At 68.6% G+C, this 17,183-nt stretch carries 16 protein-coding genes; all 16 read left to right on the forward strand.

What is annotated here, in order from left to right; translation table 11 throughout:
• Nucleotides 1–37 precede the first annotated feature (37 nt).
• Nucleotides 38–556, forward strand: a complete 519-nt coding sequence (locus ACFQ9R_RS04595) for a winged helix-turn-helix transcriptional regulator (protein ID WP_378988983.1) — start codon at nucleotides 38–40, stop codon at nucleotides 554–556.
• Between the two features lie 92 nt (nucleotides 557–648).
• Nucleotides 649–1,596, forward strand: a complete 948-nt coding sequence (locus ACFQ9R_RS04600; RefSeq protein WP_378988984.1) for a hypothetical protein — start codon at nucleotides 649–651, stop codon at nucleotides 1,594–1,596.
• Nucleotides 1,593–2,909: an adenylosuccinate synthetase gene (locus ACFQ9R_RS04605; RefSeq protein ID WP_378988985.1), complete on the forward strand. Its 1,317-nt coding sequence runs from the start codon at nucleotides 1,593–1,595 to the stop codon at nucleotides 2,907–2,909. Before ACFQ9R_RS04600 ends, ACFQ9R_RS04605 begins: the two co-directional genes overlap by 4 nt.
• Before the next feature lie 68 nt (nucleotides 2,910–2,977).
• Nucleotides 2,978–3,607, forward strand: a complete 630-nt coding sequence (locus ACFQ9R_RS04610) for an NUDIX hydrolase (protein ID WP_378988986.1) — start codon at nucleotides 2,978–2,980, stop codon at nucleotides 3,605–3,607.
• Nucleotides 3,608–3,826: 219 nt separating this feature from the next.
• Nucleotides 3,827–4,843: an alkaline phosphatase family protein gene (locus ACFQ9R_RS04615; RefSeq protein ID WP_378988987.1), complete on the forward strand. Its 1,017-nt coding sequence runs from the start codon at nucleotides 3,827–3,829 to the stop codon at nucleotides 4,841–4,843.
• Between the two features lie 307 nt (nucleotides 4,844–5,150).
• Complete coding sequence (locus tag ACFQ9R_RS04620; protein ID WP_101467044.1) at nucleotides 5,151–7,523, forward strand: bifunctional (p)ppGpp synthetase/guanosine-3',5'-bis(diphosphate) 3'-pyrophosphohydrolase; 2,373 nt, start codon at nucleotides 5,151–5,153, stop codon at nucleotides 7,521–7,523.
• 198 nt (nucleotides 7,524–7,721) lie between these two features.
• On the forward strand, nucleotides 7,722–9,371 hold the full coding sequence (locus tag ACFQ9R_RS04625) for a cutinase family protein (protein WP_378988988.1): 1,650 nt from the start codon (nucleotides 7,722–7,724) through the stop codon (nucleotides 9,369–9,371).
• 52 nt (nucleotides 9,372–9,423) lie between these two features.
• Nucleotides 9,424–10,614, forward strand: a complete 1,191-nt coding sequence (locus ACFQ9R_RS04630) for a hypothetical protein (protein ID WP_378988989.1) — start codon at nucleotides 9,424–9,426, stop codon at nucleotides 10,612–10,614.
• Between the two features lie 9 nt (nucleotides 10,615–10,623).
• On the forward strand, nucleotides 10,624–11,478 hold the full coding sequence (locus ACFQ9R_RS04635) for a MinD/ParA family protein (RefSeq protein ID WP_378658514.1): 855 nt from the start codon (nucleotides 10,624–10,626) through the stop codon (nucleotides 11,476–11,478).
• The gene (locus tag ACFQ9R_RS04640) at nucleotides 11,475–12,116 is read left to right on the forward strand and encodes a hypothetical protein (protein ID WP_378988990.1); all 642 of its coding nucleotides are present in this window, start codon (nucleotides 11,475–11,477) and stop codon (nucleotides 12,114–12,116) included. The genes ACFQ9R_RS04635 and ACFQ9R_RS04640 overlap by 4 nt, the downstream gene beginning before the upstream one ends.
• A 94-nt stretch (nucleotides 12,117–12,210) precedes the next feature.
• Entirely contained in the window at nucleotides 12,211–12,504 is a 294-nt protein-coding gene (locus ACFQ9R_RS04645; RefSeq protein WP_056815437.1) for a hypothetical protein, read from the forward strand.
• A gap of 8 nt (nucleotides 12,505–12,512) precedes the next feature.
• Nucleotides 12,513–12,758 carry a hypothetical protein gene (locus tag ACFQ9R_RS04650; protein WP_371852067.1) on the forward strand — a complete coding sequence of 82 codons (246 nt, stop codon included), beginning with the start codon at nucleotides 12,513–12,515 and terminating at the stop codon, nucleotides 12,756–12,758.
• An 8-nt stretch (nucleotides 12,759–12,766) separates the two neighbouring features.
• Nucleotides 12,767–13,363, forward strand: a complete 597-nt coding sequence (locus tag ACFQ9R_RS04655) for a hypothetical protein (RefSeq protein WP_378988991.1) — start codon at nucleotides 12,767–12,769, stop codon at nucleotides 13,361–13,363.
• Nucleotides 13,360–14,175, forward strand: a complete 816-nt coding sequence (locus ACFQ9R_RS04660) for a hypothetical protein (RefSeq protein ID WP_378626938.1) — start codon at nucleotides 13,360–13,362, stop codon at nucleotides 14,173–14,175. The genes ACFQ9R_RS04655 and ACFQ9R_RS04660 overlap by 4 nt, the downstream gene beginning before the upstream one ends.
• Before the next feature lie 56 nt (nucleotides 14,176–14,231).
• Nucleotides 14,232–15,683, forward strand: a complete 1,452-nt coding sequence (locus tag ACFQ9R_RS04665) for a hypothetical protein (RefSeq protein WP_378988992.1) — start codon at nucleotides 14,232–14,234, stop codon at nucleotides 15,681–15,683.
• Nucleotides 15,680–17,176 carry an SCO6880 family protein gene (locus ACFQ9R_RS04670; RefSeq protein ID WP_378988993.1) on the forward strand — a complete coding sequence of 499 codons (1,497 nt, stop codon included), beginning with the start codon at nucleotides 15,680–15,682 and terminating at the stop codon, nucleotides 17,174–17,176. Before ACFQ9R_RS04665 ends, ACFQ9R_RS04670 begins: the two co-directional genes overlap by 4 nt.
• Nucleotides 17,177–17,183 lie beyond the last annotated feature (7 nt).

The following is a 17,183-nucleotide window of genomic DNA, read 5'->3' on the forward strand; positions in this document are numbered from 1 at the left end:
GCTGACTTGTAAAAAGCAATGGACTATCCTGAGTGCTATGGCAAAAGTGGACCTCGCCGATATCGCGTGCTCGATCGCCCGTGCCGTCGGCATCGTGGGGGAGCGGTGGACTCCCCTGATCCTGCGCGACCTGTTCCTCGGCATCAGCCGCTTCGAGGACCTGCGTCGAGACCTCGGCATCGCGTCCAATGTGCTGACCGATCGTCTTCGTACCCTGTGCGACCACGAGATCGTGGAAACCAGGGTGTACCAGGAGAACCCGACCCGCACCGAGTACGTCCTCACCGACCGCGGTCGCGATCTCTACCCGATCCTGACCATGCTGCTGGCGTGGGGAGATCGCTGGCTCGCCGGTGAGGATGGGCCGCCGCTGTCGGTGGTTCACCGCGACTGCGGTCACGTGACCGAGGGTGTCGTCGTCTGTCGAGCCTGCGCCGCTCCGCTCACCTCGGACAACGTCACCTGGCATGCCGGCCCGGGCGGTAGGCCCGGTCCCGGTGCCGTTCTCGTCGCCTCGCGCTTGACGCCTTTGCCGGACGGCGCTGCCTCCTGCTGATCGGCTCCGGCGAATTCGCCCCGGCGCCTTGACGATCGTTGTTTTAGTTGAATAGACTAAAACAACGATCAAGGCGAGAGGGTGTGGTTCGGATGGGGTACGGGAACTGGGATGACACCGCCTACCGGGCGGGCAAGACGTATCGGGCGCGGCAGGGGGTGGACGATTTCGGGTACACGGCCGAGATGCGGGCGAAGCCGTATGACACGTGGTGCGCGCATCCGCTGCTCGATCCCTTCGGGGTCGGCACGCGCGAGTGCCGGGACTCGGCCGAGCACGGGAACTCACTGCCGGTCGCCGTGCTGTTCGATGTGACCGGGTCGATGGGCCGGGTGCCACGCATCATGCAGGACAAGCTGGGAAAGCTGCACGGGCTGCTGAAGAACAAGGGGTACGCGCAGGACCCGCAGGTCCTGTTCGGCGCGATCGGCGACGCCGACACCGACCGGGTGCCGTTGCAGGTCGGGCAGTTCGAATCCGACAACCGGATGGACGAACAGCTGCGGGCGATCCTGCTCGAAGGCGGCGGTGGCGGGCAGAAGTCCGAAAGCTATGAACTGGCCGCTTATTTCGTCGCCGAGCATGTCGCGACGGACGCATGGGACAAGCGCGGCAAGAAGGGATACCTGTTCCTGATCGGCGACGAGCTGAACAAGTCTCGCCTGGCCGCCCGGCACATCAGGGCGGTGATCGGCGATCATGTGCGCCGCGACGTGTCCGTCGAGTCGATCTATCGCGAACTCGAGCGGCGCTGGCACGTGTACTACATCCTGCCGAATCAGTCGTCGTACTACCGGGATCCGGACATCGCCGAACACTGGCGGGCGTTGCTCGGGCAGAACTTCCTGAAACTCGACGACCCCGGCGCGGTCTGCGAACTGATCGCGCTGACCATCGGATTGGGCGAGGACCGGGTCGATCTCGACACCGGTCTGGCCGATCTGCGCGACGTCGGATCGAGTGATGAGGCCGATGCGGTCGGCCGAGCGCTCGGCTCGAAGCCCGGCCAGGCGCCGCGCGCGCTGCCGCCGGGGCGATGAGCCAGGTGTTCGGTGACAGGCACCTCGTCGTCGTCGATCTGGGCTTCGGTGACGCGGGCAAGGGCGCCACGGTCGACTGGTTGTGCTCGCCCGAGGCCGATCTCGGGGTGGCGGCCGTGGTGCGGTTCAACGGCGGTGCGCAGGCCGCGCACAACGTCGTGGCCGACGGTCGCCACCACACCTTCGCGCAATTCGGATCGGGGACTTTCTCGGGGGTCCCGACGCTGCTGTCGCGGCACATGCTGGTCGAGCCGATCGCGCTCGCCGCCGAGTCCGAACAGGTGGCGGCGCTCGGTGTGCACGACCCGCTCGGCCTGCTCGCCGTCGACGGCCGCGCCCTGCTGACCACGCCGATCCACATCGCGGCGAACCGTGCGCGCGAGGACGCGAGGGGTACTTCGCGGCACGGTTCCTGCGGCCGCGGTATCGGTGAAACAGCCTGGTACGCACTGGAGAACGACGCGCCGAGCGTTGCCGACTGCCGGGCTCCTGCCGTGCTGCGCGCCAAACTGGATCGGCTCGCGGCGCACTACGAGGACCTCATCGGCCCCAGCGCGCACGGGTACGAATCGATCGATGCCCTGGTGGCGATGTACGGCGATTTCGCGCGAGCCGTCCGCATCACCGGTGCGGAGGAACTCGCCCGGATCGCGCACGATGGCCGATTGGTGTTCGAGGGCGCGCAGGGTGTGTTGCTCGACGAGTGGCGCGGCCTGCACCCGCACACCACCTGGTCGACGGTCGAGCCACGCAACGCCCGCGCCATGATCCGCGACATCGGCGGATCCGCCGCGGTTCTCGGCGTCACCCGCACCTATATGACCCGGCACGGCGCGGGTCCGCTGCCGACCGAAGCGCCGCTCGGGTTTCCCGAACCGCACAACGGCACCGGGCGCTATCAGGGTGCGTTTCGGCAGGGACACCTGGATCCGATCCTGCTGCGCTACGCCGTCGACGTGTGCGGCGGGATCGACGGGCTGGTCGTCAACCACCTCGACATGCCCGGAACCCTCTGCGCCGCAGAGGCATACGAGACGCCGGCGGGCAGATCGGCCGAACTGGTCCCCGGCCGGTGGCGTGATCTCGGTCACCAGCAGCGGCTCACCGGTCAACTCCTCACTGCGACACCGATTCTCGTGCCGATCGACACCGACCCGGCAGCGTGGCTGGCCGAGCGGTTGCGGGTATCGGTGGTGCTGACCGGGCACGGCCCGGATCGGCGCGACCGCGCTGTCGCGGCTTCGGTCGCCGACCGGAGGGAGCGGACCGCTGATGTCGGTGGGCAGGGAAGAATCGGAGCATCCGTACCGTGAACCGCGGTACCGGCCGGTGACAACGTACTGCGCCCGGAGCAGAGCAGCTCGAGGCAGGATGGGATGACGTGGAGCAATCCGTTGTGTCGATCGATGTGGTGACCCTGCGGTGCTGGGATGCCGACAGTGGCGTCCGGATCGGCATCGCCCCCCGTGAGTTCGAGCCGTTCACCGGCGAACTCGCGCTACCGGGTGTGCTACTCGGCCGCGGCGAACGTCTCGTCGACGCGGCCCGGCGCGCCGTCCACACCAAACTCGGGGTGCCGCCCGCGGCGGTCGGCGCGGTCGGCCAGCTCGTCACGTTCGACGAACCACACCGCGACCCGCGCGGCCCGACGCTGGCCATCGCGATGTGGGCGGTGGTCGCCGAGCACGAGGGACCCGCCGAGTGGGTGGGCTTCGACGAGGTCCCGCCGCTGGCGTTCGACCACAATCGCATCGTCGATACCAGTCGTGCGTTGCTGGCCGGACTTCTGTGGAAGGACGCGACGCTCACCCGGGCACTGGCGGGCACCGAGTTTCCCGCCACCCGCGCGGTCGATCTCAGTACCTCGCTCCACGGCACTCGTCCCGACCCGGCCAACCTCAACCGCACGCTCGCCGCCATTCCAGGGCTCGGCCGGACCGGTGAACGTCGCCGGGTGAAAGCCACCGGGCGGCCTGCTGTGGTGTGGGCGTTCGACGTCGACGGACACTGAGCCCCGGCGACCGGATTTCCGACTCTCGCTCGGTGTCGCCATCGGTGAGATCGCTTGCCTGCGGCAGTATTTCGGCGTGCGCGCCTAGGCGGCGGAACTCGCCTCGCCCGTTCGCGGGATGTTCAGCGAGGCGTCCGATGCGTGCGAAGCCGATGAAACGTCGATGAACACCGTCGCGTCGGCCTCGCCGCGTCGGTGCCGATCCCGCATCGTGAGGACATGCGCGAGATGTCGGCTCCGGCGAAAGTGCTCGCAGCGCTGGTGACGGCGTTGGTGACGATTCCGCTGGTGGGATCGACGGCAGGCTCGGTAGCGGCGTTCGACGACGTGGGGGCGAGGGTCGACGCGGCCGCCGCGTTCGGTGCTCCACGGCGCGGGGCGGGCGAGGTGGTGAACAAGGTCGTCGTCATCGGGATCGATGGGCTGATGTTCGACAAGGCCGATGCGGCACAGGCACCGCGATTGCGGCATCTCGCCGCGCAAGGGCTGCTGTCGCAGGGGACCATCGCGGGGCACATCACGATTTCCGGGCCGTCGTGGGCCAGCGCGCTGACCGGGGTGTGGGACACCGAGCACGGGATCACCGGCAACGAATTCGACGCGAGTCCGTTCCTGGCGCACCCGAGCGTGTTCACCCGGATCGAACGGGCCGACCCCGCTCGGCACACGGTGTCCATCGGCACCTGGCACCAGATCGCGACGATCGCCGCCACCGGTGACCGGCGCGCCGACATCGCCCTCACCACCGCACCCGTCGTCGACGATCCCGACGAGTCGGCCACCGATGCCGCGACCGCCACCGAAGTGGTGTCCGCGATCGAGCGTTCCGGCCCCGATCTGGTCTTCACCCACCTCGACCAGATCGACCTGGCGGGCCACCGGCACGGCGGTGCGTCCCGCGCCTATCTCGCCGCGATTCGCCGGGTGGACGCGCTCGTCGGCCAGATCGTCGCGGCGGTCGACCAGCGCGCGCACGCTGATCCCCGCGAACAGTGGACCGTCCTGGTCACCACCGACCACGGCCACCTCCCGGCCGGTGGCCATGGCGGGCAGACCCCCGCCGAAACCGCCAACTTCGTCATCGCCCGCGGCCCCGACTTCACCCCGGGCACCGTGACCAGCGCCCACACCCTGGTGGACCTCACGCCCACCGTCCTCGACCTCCTCGCCGCCCCGCCCGGCCGTCTCGACGGCCACAGTCTCCGCACCCGCCCGATGCCAGGCGATGAGCGCTGAACAGGTTCGCCCCCAGGCACTCCCGCTCCGGCGGGATCCGCGACTCGGTCCCGAACAAAACCACTGATCACGCTGGGAGATGGGAAACGCGCCGGGGACCTCCGAACCTGTCGAACACCTATCCGCACTCCCGGAAACTCACTACGCTGCCCGGGAACGACCGGCAGAAACCGCGAAGAGGCGGATTAGCCGCAGGCCTGTGACCCCGGTGACTCGAACGCCAGGTCGGTACGAGGACTAAAGTGAGGACCTGGGCGGTTGCAGCACTCGGCCGACAAGGTCCGAATGCAGCGTGAGAGGTGGTGGCATGACTCGACAACTGGGCGAGGCGAAGGTTGGGCAGGAATCCACCGGCGCCACGCCGAGCCAGGGTGCACCGGCGAAGACCCCCGAAACCGCCAAGCAGTCCCCGACAGCCTCGGTGCCCAGTTCGGCGTCTCGGCGGGTTCGTGCGCGGCTGGCTCGGCGGATGACCGGTCAACGGGGGATCGCGGCGGTCAAGCCGGTGCTCGAACCGTTGGCCACCGTCCACCGCGAGCTGTACCCGAAGGCCAATCTCGGCCTGCTCCAGCGCGCCTTCGACGTCGCCGACGAACGCCACGCCAAGCAGTTCCGCAAGTCCGGCGACCCCTACATCACGCACCCGCTCGCCGTCGCCAACATCCTGGCCGAGCTCGGCATGGACACGACCACCCTGGTCGCGGCCCTGCTGCACGACACTGTCGAAGACACCGGCTACTCCCTCGAGCAGCTCAAGGAAGAGTTCGGGCAGGAAGTCGCCCACCTCGTCGACGGGGTCACCAAACTCGACAAGGTCAACCTGGGCGCGGCGGCCGAGGCCGAGACCATCCGCAAGATGATCATCGCCATGGCCCGCGACCCACGTGTGCTGGTGATCAAGGTCGCCGACCGGTTGCACAACATGCGCACCATGCGCTTCCTGCCGCCGGAGAAGCAGGCCAAGAAGGCCAAGGAAACCCTCGAGGTGATCGCGCCGCTGGCGCACCGCCTCGGTATGGCCACGGTCAAATGGGAGTTGGAGGACCTCGCCTTCGCGATCCTGCACCCCAAGAAATACGACGAGATCGTGCGCTTGGTCGCCGATCGCGCGCCCTCGCGTGACACCTATCTGGCGAAGGTGCGCGCGGAGATCACCAACACCCTGGCCGCGTCGCGGATCAACGCGATCGTCGAAGGCAGGCCCAAGCACTACTGGTCGATCTATCAGAAGATGATCGTCAAGGGCAAAGACTTCGACGACATCCATGACCTGGTCGGCATGCGGATCCTGTGCGAGGAAGTCCGCGACTGCTACGCCGCGGTCGGCGTCGTGCACTCGCTGTGGCAGCCGATGGCGGGGCGGTTCAAGGACTACATCGCGCAGCCGCGCTACGGCGTCTACCAATCGCTGCACACGACGGTGGTCGGCCCCGACGGCAAGCCGCTCGAGGTGCAGATCCGCACGCAGGACATGCACCGGACCGCCGAGTTCGGCATCGCCGCGCACTGGCGGTACAAGGAGACCAAGGGCAAGCACTCCGGTGACGCCGCCGAAGTCGACGACATGGCGTGGATGCGTCAGCTGCTCGACTGGCAGCGGGAGGCCGCCGACCCCGCGGAGTTCCTCGAATCGCTGCGCTTCGACCTGAAGTCGCCGGAGATTTTCGTGTTCACGCCCAAGGGCGATGTGATCACGCTGCCGCAGAAGTCCACTCCGGTCGACTTCGCGTACGCGGTGCACACCGAGGTCGGGCACAAGTGCATCGGCGCGCGGGTGAACGGTCGCCTGGTGGCGCTGGAACGGCAGCTGGAGAACGGCGAAGTCGTGGAGGTGTTCACCTCCAAGGCGCAGAACGCGGGACCCAGTCGCGACTGGCAGAAGTTCGTGGTCTCACCGCGCGCGAAAGCCAAGATTCGCCAGTGGTTTGCCAAGGAACGGCGCGAGGAAGCGCTCGAGAGCGGCAAGGAGCAGATCTCCAAGGAGGTCCGCCGCGTCGGGCTGCCGCTGCAGCGGTTGATGAGTGTCGAGGCGATGACCGCGGTCGCGCACGAGCTGCACTACAGCGACATCTCCACCCTCTACACCGCGGTCGGCGAGCACCAGGTGTCGGCGCATCACGTGGTGCAGCGGCTCATGGCCCAGCTCGGCGGCATCGGCGATGTGGAGAACGAGCTGGCCGAGCGGTCGACACCGTCGACCACGCCGGCCCGTCAGCGGGTCACCGGGGACGCCGGCGTGCTCATTCCCGGTGCGCCGGGAACGGTCGCGAAGCTGGCCAAGTGCTGCACGCCGGTGCCGGGTGACGAGATCATGGGCTTCGTGACCCGCGGTGGCGCGGTGAGCGTGCACCGGACCGACTGCACCAACGCCGATTCCCTGCAGGAGCAGTCGGAGCGGATCATCGAGGTCGAATGGGCGCCCTCGCCCTCGTCGGTGTTCCTGGTCGCGATCCAGATCGAGGCGCTCGACCGCACCCGATTGCTCTCGGATGTGACCAAGGTGCTGGCCGACGAGAAGGTCAACATCCTGTCCGCCTCGGTGGCCACCCATGGCGACCGTGTCGCGATCAGCAAGTTCACCTTCGAGATGGGCGACCCCAAGCACCTCGGTCACCTGCTCAATGTGGTGCGCAACGTCGAAGGCGTCTACGACGTGTACCGGGTGACCTCCGCCGCCTGACCCCGACCACGGCCCGGGCACTCTCCTCGCGAGGGTGCCCGGGCCGCTGTCTGCCCAGGTGATCGCCGAAAGGTTGCTGGTCGCATCGGGTTTGCCGGGGGCAGCGAAAGGGCCGATTAGGGCAGCGGTTGGGTTACCCGGAATCTGTTACGGTTTAGTGCGTTTCAACGCTCCACTGGTCAGCCGAAACGGACTGTGATGCGGATCGATATGGCTCGGTGCACGACACGACTCACGGGGACGCTGATCGCGTTCACCGTCGCTTCGCTGTCGGTTACGGCGGGGGTGGCCGGCGCGGAAGACGGTACACCCACCACGCCGTCTACACACGTATCCATCGCCGCGTGTCCGGCGCTCTACGCCTTGGGAATTCAGGGCACGGGTGAGTCCTCGCCCGACGCGGCGCCCAGCACCGACACCGGGATGCTGTCGACGGTGTTCCGTCCGATGTTCGCCGGTGCGGCCGACCCGGGCCTCGTCGATCGTGCGTACGTGCCCTATGAGGCCGGTTTCGGCGGTGCGGTCCAGGGCGGCGCGGTGCCGTACACCGAATCGGTGGCCGGGGGCCTGGAACGACTTCGCGCGATGGCGACCCAGGTGGCGCAGCGCTGCCCGGACACCCGGTTCGCGGTCGTCGGCTATTCCCAAGGTGCCCACGTCGCCTCGCTGTTCGCCCAGGAGGTCGGAGCGGGCACCGGAGCACTGCCCGCGGACAAGGTCGCCGCGGTCGCGTTGTTCGCCGACCCGACCCGTGCCGAGAACGCGCCACTGTTTCCCGGCGCGCCCGACCGGACCGCACCGCTGGCGGCGCCGGGAACCTCCGGCGACGCGGTGGCGAACATCGGTGCCGTGCGTCAAGGGGTCGCCTCCGGTGGTGGGCTCGCCCCGCAGAGCGAGCAGACCGACGACTTCGGTAAACTGACCGGTCGTGTCGCAAGCTTTTGTGCCACAGGCGATCTCGCGTGTGACGCACCGCAGGGCGCGCCGATCGTGCGCGCCGTCACCAACCTCATGAGCCAGTCGAAACTCTCCGGCGGCGATCCGATCGGCTCGTTGACCTCGATCGCGCAGGCGCTGGCGTTCACCTCCATCAAAACCGCCACCGCGGTGGTCGAGGAGGACATCTCCGGCGCCACCCTGGCCGACGTGTCGATCTCGCCGAAGAAGTCGATCTCACAGCGAGTGTCCGATGCCTCGGACCCGAACAGCAAGCTCGACATGAACGCCGCGTATCAGGCGCTGCTGAAGGTCGGCATGATCGGCCTGAACGCTGTCGCCACCGTGGTGAAGTCGGTGATCAGCCCGGCGAGTATCAGCGAATTGGCCACGGCCACACTGTCGAATCCGCTGGCCGGACTGACGCTGCTCGGGACGAAACTGGCAGGGGCGGTCCCGCAACTGGTGCCGCCGACCACCGGGGTTCGGCTGGTCAACGAGGCGTTCACCGCGGTCCAGCAGAATGTGACCGACAACGCCGAACTCCTCGACGTCACCACCTGGGTGCGCTACTGGGACACGCTGCAACGCTATGACGCGTACTCGCGCATGGGCGTCGGCGCGAACGGCGCCACCCCGACGGAGTACGTCGGCCGGTGGTTCGCCGCGCTCGCCCACGACGCGGCAGGCGTTTCCGGGAAGGGAACGGTACCGGTCGGCGGGTCCGACTCGCGTGGTATGGGAATATTCCAGAGCCCGACCGGCGCGTCTACGACAACCAAACCCTCCGGTGGGGGACAATTTCCGTTCGGGACAGGAGCCGATGGCGCCTCATCCGGCGGCGCGACGACTCCGCCTGCCGCGACACCCGTAACCACCGCACCCACCACCCGTCCGTTCTCTGTGAACTGATCACCGAGAGGTCTTCGATGCGAACTGTGCCCGGCGCCGTGGAAAGGGGGGAATGTTGAAGTCGTACAACGAATTGTCGCGCTGGTACTCGGCGCTGGAGCCCGAGGCCGAGACCGAGACCGGTGCCCCTGTGCGTCCGGACACCACCGAACCGGTGACGGGCGACGACGACAGCATCGACCGATATTCGACGAGTCCCGGCGCCGCCCCGATCGCCGAGCCGGCGCCGGATCGCGCCACGGCAGGGGAGCGGCAGCCGGAACCGTTCAGCCTCGCCCTCGACTTTCAGCCGACCGCCACCGGCGACTCGCAGCGCGGGGAGACGGGGCATCAGGCGAAAGTTGCCGGCGACCCGCACGGCTGGAACGTCGAGTCCGAGCCGAAAGACGGTGACCCCGTCAGTCGGGCCACCGAGTTCGATGACACGACAACCGAATCCGCGGGCTGGGGTGTGGCCGAAGGCGACAAGCGGCTGTACGCGGCCGAACCGGAGGATGCGCCCGAGCCCCCGCCACCGCCTCCCGCGCAACTTGCCGGACGCCGTAGCGACTTCACCGGCGGCTGGTCGGACTGGGTCGCCGAACCGGCACCCGGCCCCGACGACGACTACGACGCCGAGCTCGTCCAGTTCCCCTGGCCGGAGGCCGCCGCCGACGAATACGACAACGCCCGTGTGCTCGAGCCCTCCGGTGCCCTGCGGGCGAACCGGAAACGTCAGCGCACGTGGGTGGTTCTCGCGGTCTCGGTTCTCGTGCTCGTGCTCGCCGCGACCGGGGTGTTCTTCCTGCTGTTCGGGCGCGGCGACAGCAACACCGCCCGCAACGCCGCCCCGCCACTGCACTTCACCGCGGGCAACCTGACCGCCGACACCGCGGGCTCGTGCCCGACCGAACGCACCGAGATCGTGCTGCGCAGCGCCGAAGCGGGCGGCACCGACTCGGGCCCCGACGCCGTCCTTGCCTTCCAGTACGCCTACTACGTGACCCGATCGGGGGCGCAGGCCAGAGCGGTGGTCACCCCCGACGCCGACGTCTCGCCGGCCGCCGTGATCCAGCGCGGTATCGACACCATCCCGGTGGGGACCACCCACTGCGTGCGGATCACCACCGTCGCGGCCGACCGGTTCACCGTGGAGGTCACCGAGTTCCGGCCCGCGGGCGCACCGGCCACCTACACCAAGCAATCGGTGCGGACAGCGCTGGTCGGCGATCGCACGCTCATCACGGGCATCGCGGCAGGGTAAGGAGAGGCGATGACAGACGATTGGAGCCGATGGCTCGACGAGGCCCCCGAGGGGGACCCGTCCGATGACCTGGCGCGTGATCCGGCTCCGGTGGTGCGGTTGCGGCGTCGCAACGGTGAGCGCCGCGACGGCACTCGCAGGCCGATCCTGGTGGTCGGCGGCTGCGGCGGCGCGGGCACCACGACGACCGCGCTCGGCCTGGCCGCGGAGCTCGTCACCGCGGGTGCGACGACAGTGGCGGTCGACGCGACCGCGGCGGGCAGCGACATCGCGCTGCGCGGGGCCGACAAGCACCTGCACCCGGTGAACCTGCAGTCCTGGGTGTACGGCCGGGGCGATGACGAACCGGCACCGCTGGAAGACTGCCTGTCCCGCTCCACCTCCGGGTTCGGGCTACTCTGGCGGGACGCGACCCCACTGCGCCGCCGCGCGACATTTCTCACTGTCGCGCGGGCGCTGGACACCGGTGGGTACACCGCGGTCTACGACGGCGGCAACCCGATTGCCGGACGGCAACTGCGGCCCCTGCTCGACGATGCCGATATCGCACTGGTGCTGGCCATCCCGGCCCGCGTCGACGCCGCCAACCGGCTGCGCGTGACCCTGGAATGGCTCGACGACCACTACGGCGACGACGGTGCCGGTGTGGTCGCCGACACCACTATCGTTGTCTCGCATCAGTATTCGCACGACGACTCGCGCGTAGCGGAGCATTTGCGCGAGCACCTGTCGGGGTGGGTGCGCGAGGTCGTCGAGATTCCCTACGATCCGCATCTCGCGCGCGGAGAACTCGTCCGCCACGCCGAGCTGGCCGAGGCGACGCGTTCGGCGTATGCGAGCTTGCTCGCGGGGGTGGCATCATGACGGCAGCCATGAATCTTCGTCGTCGTCGTGAACCGGACGTCCCCGCCGGTGTAGTCGCGCCGCCAGAATCGCTGCGCGCCAAGATCTGGGAGCGCCCGGTGCCAGGGGTCGGCCGGGCGCCGCTGGTGTGGTTGCTCGGCGTGCACGGTGGCGCGGGCGCGACCACGCTGTCGCATGTGCTCGCCCCCGCCGCCGACGCGCGCGGGCGCTGGCCCGGGGTGTTCGACCGCGAATCCCCCTATGTGGTCCTGGTCGCCAGGGAAACCATCTCCGGACTCACCCGTGCGCACGATCTGCTGCGCCAGCATCACGCCGGGCTCGCGGGCCCGGCGCTGGTTCTCGGCCTGATCACCGTGGCCGCGCGCCCCGGCCGGATGGCACCGGAGATCCGGCGCTACCGGGAGGTGGTCGGCTCGCTGGCCGGGCACGTCTGGCAGGTGCCGTGGTTCGAGGAATGGACTCTGGTGGAGTCCGATGCGCTTCCGGTGTGGTCGCCGGGCGACGAGGTGGCGGTCAAGAAGCGCCGCCCCGACCCGCTCGACGACGTGCCGGTCGAAATCGGTGACCTCGGTACCGATGTGGTCGCCGCGATCCGCACCAGTCTCGGCCCGCCCACGTCGGGTCAGGGTCGATCATGAACGCCGGGCGGTTCGCCGGTCGGTGGTGTACAAACGTGTGTCGTCGTCGAAGTGTTTGTGGCACAACACCTTTACTGTGGGAGAAAGGCACCCGATGAGCATGCTCCTCCTCGCCGTGCAGGACACGTACGGCACCGTGCTGGCCCAGGTCGGTAACCCGACCCCGGAGGCTCCTCCCGGCTCGGAGAAGATCCTGCAGCTGGTGCGTTACCTCACCTGGTTCGTGCTGCTGTCGGGCATCTGCGGCATCACCTACGCGGGCGGCAAGTTCGCGTGGGAGCGCTGGACCGGTGGTGGTCTCGAATCGCCGAAGATGGTGGCGGGCGCCATGATCGGTGGCGTCGTGGCGACCAGCGCCGGCACGATCATGAGTGCGGTCATCGGTTAGTGATCACCGTGCTCGCCTATAAACAGATCCCGGCCGACGTGTTGGCGCCGATGATGCAGTTGCTCAACTGGCTGCTCTGGTTCGTCCTGCTGTCGTGCCTGGCCTGGATGATCCTGTCGGCAGGTCGATTGTGGATCGCGTTCCGCAGCGACCTGGCGGTCAACGACGCCTCACACGGCGTCCTGATGAGCCTGATCGGTGCCTCGGTGGCCAGCACCGCGTCGGCGATCGCGCTGGCCTTCCTGCCGGCATGAATTCCACAGTGACACGACCGGTTGCGGTCGGTATCGCATTGCTCGCCGCGGCTGTCGGCTGTGGTGGCGGTGGTGATACCGGCCCCGACCTGACAGCCGCGCCGACCGGGGTGGGCTGGCAGGACTACCAGGGCATCTCCCTGCCGCACACCGATCAGGGCCCGAAAACAGTGGGGCAGGGCGCCGCGACGGGGTTCGAGCATTCCCCGCGCGGGGCCGGGCTGGCGGCACTGACCCACACCATCCGGTTGTCGGTGGCGCCGGACAGTCAGTGGGCCCAGGTGGTGAACGCCGAACTCGTCCCGGGGCCCGCGCGGGACGAGTGGGCGATCAACCGAGTACAGCTGTCGATCACCGGACCCGCCACGGCGGAGTACGCGCCGAAATTGTTGGGTTACAAAATTACCGAATATCGTGACGAGCGAACGACTGTCGACGTCTATACCGAATACTCCGACCGGTCACGGGCGGTGAACCACACCACGGTGAGCTGGTACGGCGGAGACTGGCGACTGCAGTTACCCGATCCCCGGTCCACCGACCGGCCGGTCGACCCGATTGATGAATTACCGCAGGACATTGTGACATTGGAGGCACCGCAGTGAGCGAGAAGGAGCCGGGCACGCGCGACCGCGCGTCCTTCGGCATGATCGCCTCCGGTGCCCTGCTCGCCCTGATCATGGTCGTCGGCGCCGTCGTGTACTTCACTCGCGACGGCGGCAGCGAGGTGGACAACGCGCCGCCGCCCGCCCAGGCCGCGGGCGGAACGGGATTCGCCGAACCCGAGGTCGACCTGCTCGGCAGGCGGGTGGACATCCCGAACAACCCGGCGGGTCAGCCGCTGGCCCAGCAACCGGGTACGCAACGTACCGCCGCGGACCCGGATTGGCTGACCGGCGCGCCGGAGGGCACCACGAAACCGCACGGCTGGCAGCGTGTCTACGGCGCGTCGGTGCCGTTCTCCACTTCCGACGGGCCGTCGCGAATCGAGGACGGACTCGCCGTCGGCTACGCGCGGACACCACAGGGCGCCGCACTGGCCGCCGCGCAGATCACCTACCGGCTCAACGCCCGCCCGGCGGACCGCGACCTGTATGTGACGCAATTGCGGGTCAGCACAGCGCAGCTGGCCGCCTACGACTCCGCGTTGTCGGGCGAGCGGCTGCCCAAACAGCAGCCGGAGAAGGTGACCCGGTATTTCGTGGCCTCCGACGCGTTCAAGATCGACGATTTCGCCGAGGATCTGGCGATCGTGCGGCTGGCTTCGCGCGGTCCGGTGATCGATGGCAAGCAGCTGTACGCCGCGATGCGGATGATCGTGGTGTGGGACGCCGGTGACTGGCGGCTCAAACCGTCGACGACAGCAAATACCCAGACCGAATACGTGGAATCGCTGGCGGGGTGGACGACATGGTGATCGAGGTACAGCACAGCCCGGATCGATTCCGCGCGGACCATCGAGGGGTGCCAACTATGCTGAGGCGGATCGTCACCATTTTCGCGGTGATCTTCACCGTGATGATCGCGACGCCGACGGTGGCCTACGGCCAGACCTACGGCTTCGACGAGGCGTGCAACGAACTGCACGACACCCTCGACAGCGTCGCGATCCCCGGAGTCTCGCTCGGCGACGCGGCGTCGGCGGTGTGCAAGGCGGGCAATGCCGCCTCCCACCCCGGCGACGCGGCCACCGCGGTCAAGGACAAGGCGTGGGATTCCACCTTCGGCAAGGTGGTCGACTCGCTGATGAAGGGCCTCGGCGAGGCGCTGATCCTGGCGTTGACCTTCTGGATGAAGGTGCCCAACGAGGCGGTGAGCGACTCGGGGGCACTGTTCACCAAGATCAACGACTACACCTATCAGATCCAGATATTGCTGTTGATCGCCTCGGTGATCATCACCGGCGGCCGCTTGGCCGAGGCCAGACGCGGGGCGGCCGTGAGCGAGGCCGCCGAATCGTTCCGCCTGTTCGCCAGGGTGGTGTTCAGTTCGTGGATGCTGGGTGCGGTGATCGTCGCGGGTACGCGAGCGTCGGACAAGTTCTCCGAGTGGATCATCGACGACGCCACCGGCGGCAATGCCAAGAACATGGCCGAATTGATGGTGAAAACCAGTAAGCTGCAGGCCTTTTCGCCGGGCCTGGTGCTGATCATCGCCATCGTCGGCCTGCTCGGCGCGCTCGCCCAGATCGTGCTCGCCATCGTTCGGCAGGGTTTGCTGGTGGTCGCCGCGGGCGTGCTGCCGCTGGCCGCCGCCGCCTCGGCGACGGGCACCGGCAAGCAGTCGTATCAGAAACTGGTCGGCTGGATCATCGCGTTCATGCTGTTCAAACCGGTGGCCGCGATCGTGTACATGATCGCGTTCACCACCGCGGGCCACGTCGACGAGACCACGGACTCCGGCGGCTTGCCCAGCGGCGAGGACGCGCAGCGGATGCTGGTCGCGCTGGTGCTGCTGTGCAGCGTGGCGTTCGTGCTGCCCGCGCTGATGCGCCTGGTCGCGCCGGCGGTGGCCACGGTCGGCACCGGTGGCTCGGGTCTGATGGTGGCCGGTGGTGCGGCGGTAGCGGCGATGGGGCTCGGTGCGATCGGCACCAAGGCTGTCGCCTCTCGGCCGGTGGCGGCGCCCGGCTCCGCGGGCTACTTCGGCAATGGCGGTGCGGGCCCGCGGCCCGGTGGACCCGGCGGGGGCGGGGGAAGCGGCGGCGGTGGCGCGGCGCCACGACCGGCACCGCCACCACGAGGGGGTGCGCCCGCGCCCGCGACGACGAGTTCGGGCTCGGTGCCCGCCGGCGCCCGCAATGTGGCCGCCGCTCGGACCGCGGCCAACACCACCTCGCGCGCGGACCAATCGATGGGCGACGTCGCCGGTGACCGCTGGGCGAATCGTTCACCCGACCTCGGCAGGAGCACGATTCCGCGATGACGACCTCGGCGACCGACACCTACGAGCGCCGCTCGTACGGGCTGTGGCAGAAACCGCGCAGCGCGGGCCTTTTCGGCCTGCGCTGGGAAGAGACCGTGATCGGTTTCGTCGTGGTGATCACGGCGCTGATCTGCGCGATGGTCGGTGGATTCAAATGGGGCCTCGTCGTCGGCGGGCTCGGTGCGCTGGTGATGGTGCCCCTGGTGTGGCGGACGGGGGGCCGCTCGGGCTATGAGACGGGACTGATGATGTTCAACTGGAGGCGCTCGCGCAACAACGGCGAGCACGTGTATCGCGGTGGCCGGTTCTCCCGGATCCCCGGCGGTGTCACGAAATTGCCGGGGCTGCTCGCGCCGTCGAAGCTCTACGAAGGCATCGACGCCGGTGGGTATCACTTCGGGATGATCCATCTGCCCGCGTTCGCGCAGTACACGGTGGTGTTGCGGGCCTGGCCGCAGGGGCACGAGGCGGTGGACCAGCCGGTGATCGATCGCTGGGTCGCGGCCTGGGGCACCTTCCTCGCCTCGGTCGGGCAGACCAGCGACATCGTCGCGGTGGTGCCGGTGATCGACACGGTGCCCGAGACCGGAAACCGGTTGCTCAACGAGGTGTCCACGATCACCCGCCCCGAAGCCCCCGATCTGGCCCAGCAGGTGATGTACGAGCTGGCGACCGAATTGCCGCAGGAGCGTGTGCAACTGCTGCCGCGGGTGGCGATCACGTTCAAGGCGACCACCGCCGAGCGGCGCAAGAACCCGGCCGAGGAAGCGGTGGAGATCGGGCGCAGGCTGCCCGGTATCTGCGCGGCGCTGGCCGAGGCCGGGGTGCGGGCGCAGCCGATGTCGGCGGAGGAGGTCATCTCCTTCATCCGCCGCAGCTACGACCCTGCCTCGCAGGCCGACCTCGAGGTGGCCGCGGCCGATCCCGGTGGGCACGGCCTCGGCTGGGACGACGCGGGTCCGGTGTCCTACGACGAGAAGTGGGATCACCTGATCCACGACGGCGGCCGCTCGGTGACCTGGGAGATGGACGCGGCGCCCGAGGGCGCGGTGGACGAGCGGGTGTTGCAGCGATTGCTCGCGCCCAATCCCGAAGTGCCACGCAAACGCATCGCGATCGTCTACCGGCCGCACTCGGCCGCCGACGCCGCCGAGATCGTCGACGACGACTTCAAGAACGCGCTCGTGGCCCAGCAGAGCGAACGCGGCGTGGTCTCGGCGGCGGCGACGCTGCGCGTCGGCGCCACCCAGCAGGCGCGCGAGGAGCAGGCGCGCGGACACGGTGTCACCCGGTTCGGTGCGCTGGTCACCATCACCGAGCCGCTGCGCGGTGATCTGCCCCGCATCGAGGCCATCACCCGCGACCTGTCCACGCAGGCTCGGCTCAAGATCCGGCGCTGCTACCGCTACCAGTCCGCGGCGTTCGCGGCATCTCTCGGTTGCGGCGTGATCCTGCCCGAACACGCAACCATTCCGAAGGCATTGGCGGGGTGAGGCGATT

Source organism: Nocardia sp. NPDC056541 (assembly GCF_042794235.1).
GTDB lineage: Bacteria > Actinomycetota > Actinomycetes > Mycobacteriales > Mycobacteriaceae > Nocardia.

Bases quoted from the DNA above. Each gene is read 5' to 3' on its own strand.
- ACFQ9R_RS04665 (WP_378988992.1), top strand. From the start codon at position 14,232: ATGCTGAGGCGGATCGTCACCATTTTCGCGGTGATCTTCACCGTGATG.
- ACFQ9R_RS04645 (WP_056815437.1), top strand. From the start codon at position 12,211: ATGAGCATGCTCCTCCTCGCCGTGCAGGACACGTACGGCACCGTGCTG.
- ACFQ9R_RS04605 (WP_378988985.1), top strand. From the start codon at position 1,593: ATGAGCCAGGTGTTCGGTGACAGGCACCTCGTCGTCGTCGATCTGGGC.
- ACFQ9R_RS04595 (WP_378988983.1), top strand. From the start codon at position 38: ATGGCAAAAGTGGACCTCGCCGATATCGCGTGCTCGATCGCCCGTGCC.
- ACFQ9R_RS04630 (WP_378988989.1), top strand. From the start codon at position 9,424: ATGTTGAAGTCGTACAACGAATTGTCGCGCTGGTACTCGGCGCTGGAG.
- ACFQ9R_RS04635 (WP_378658514.1), top strand. From the start codon at position 10,624: ATGACAGACGATTGGAGCCGATGGCTCGACGAGGCCCCCGAGGGGGAC.
- ACFQ9R_RS04600 (WP_378988984.1), top strand. From the start codon at position 649: ATGGGGTACGGGAACTGGGATGACACCGCCTACCGGGCGGGCAAGACG.
- ACFQ9R_RS04625 (WP_378988988.1), top strand. From the start codon at position 7,722: ATGCGGATCGATATGGCTCGGTGCACGACACGACTCACGGGGACGCTG.
- ACFQ9R_RS04615 (WP_378988987.1), top strand. From the start codon at position 3,827: ATGCGCGAGATGTCGGCTCCGGCGAAAGTGCTCGCAGCGCTGGTGACG.
- ACFQ9R_RS04640 (WP_378988990.1), top strand. From the start codon at position 11,475: ATGACGGCAGCCATGAATCTTCGTCGTCGTCGTGAACCGGACGTCCCC.
- ACFQ9R_RS04620 (WP_101467044.1), top strand. From the start codon at position 5,151: ATGACTCGACAACTGGGCGAGGCGAAGGTTGGGCAGGAATCCACCGGC.
- ACFQ9R_RS04670 (WP_378988993.1), top strand. From the start codon at position 15,680: ATGACGACCTCGGCGACCGACACCTACGAGCGCCGCTCGTACGGGCTG.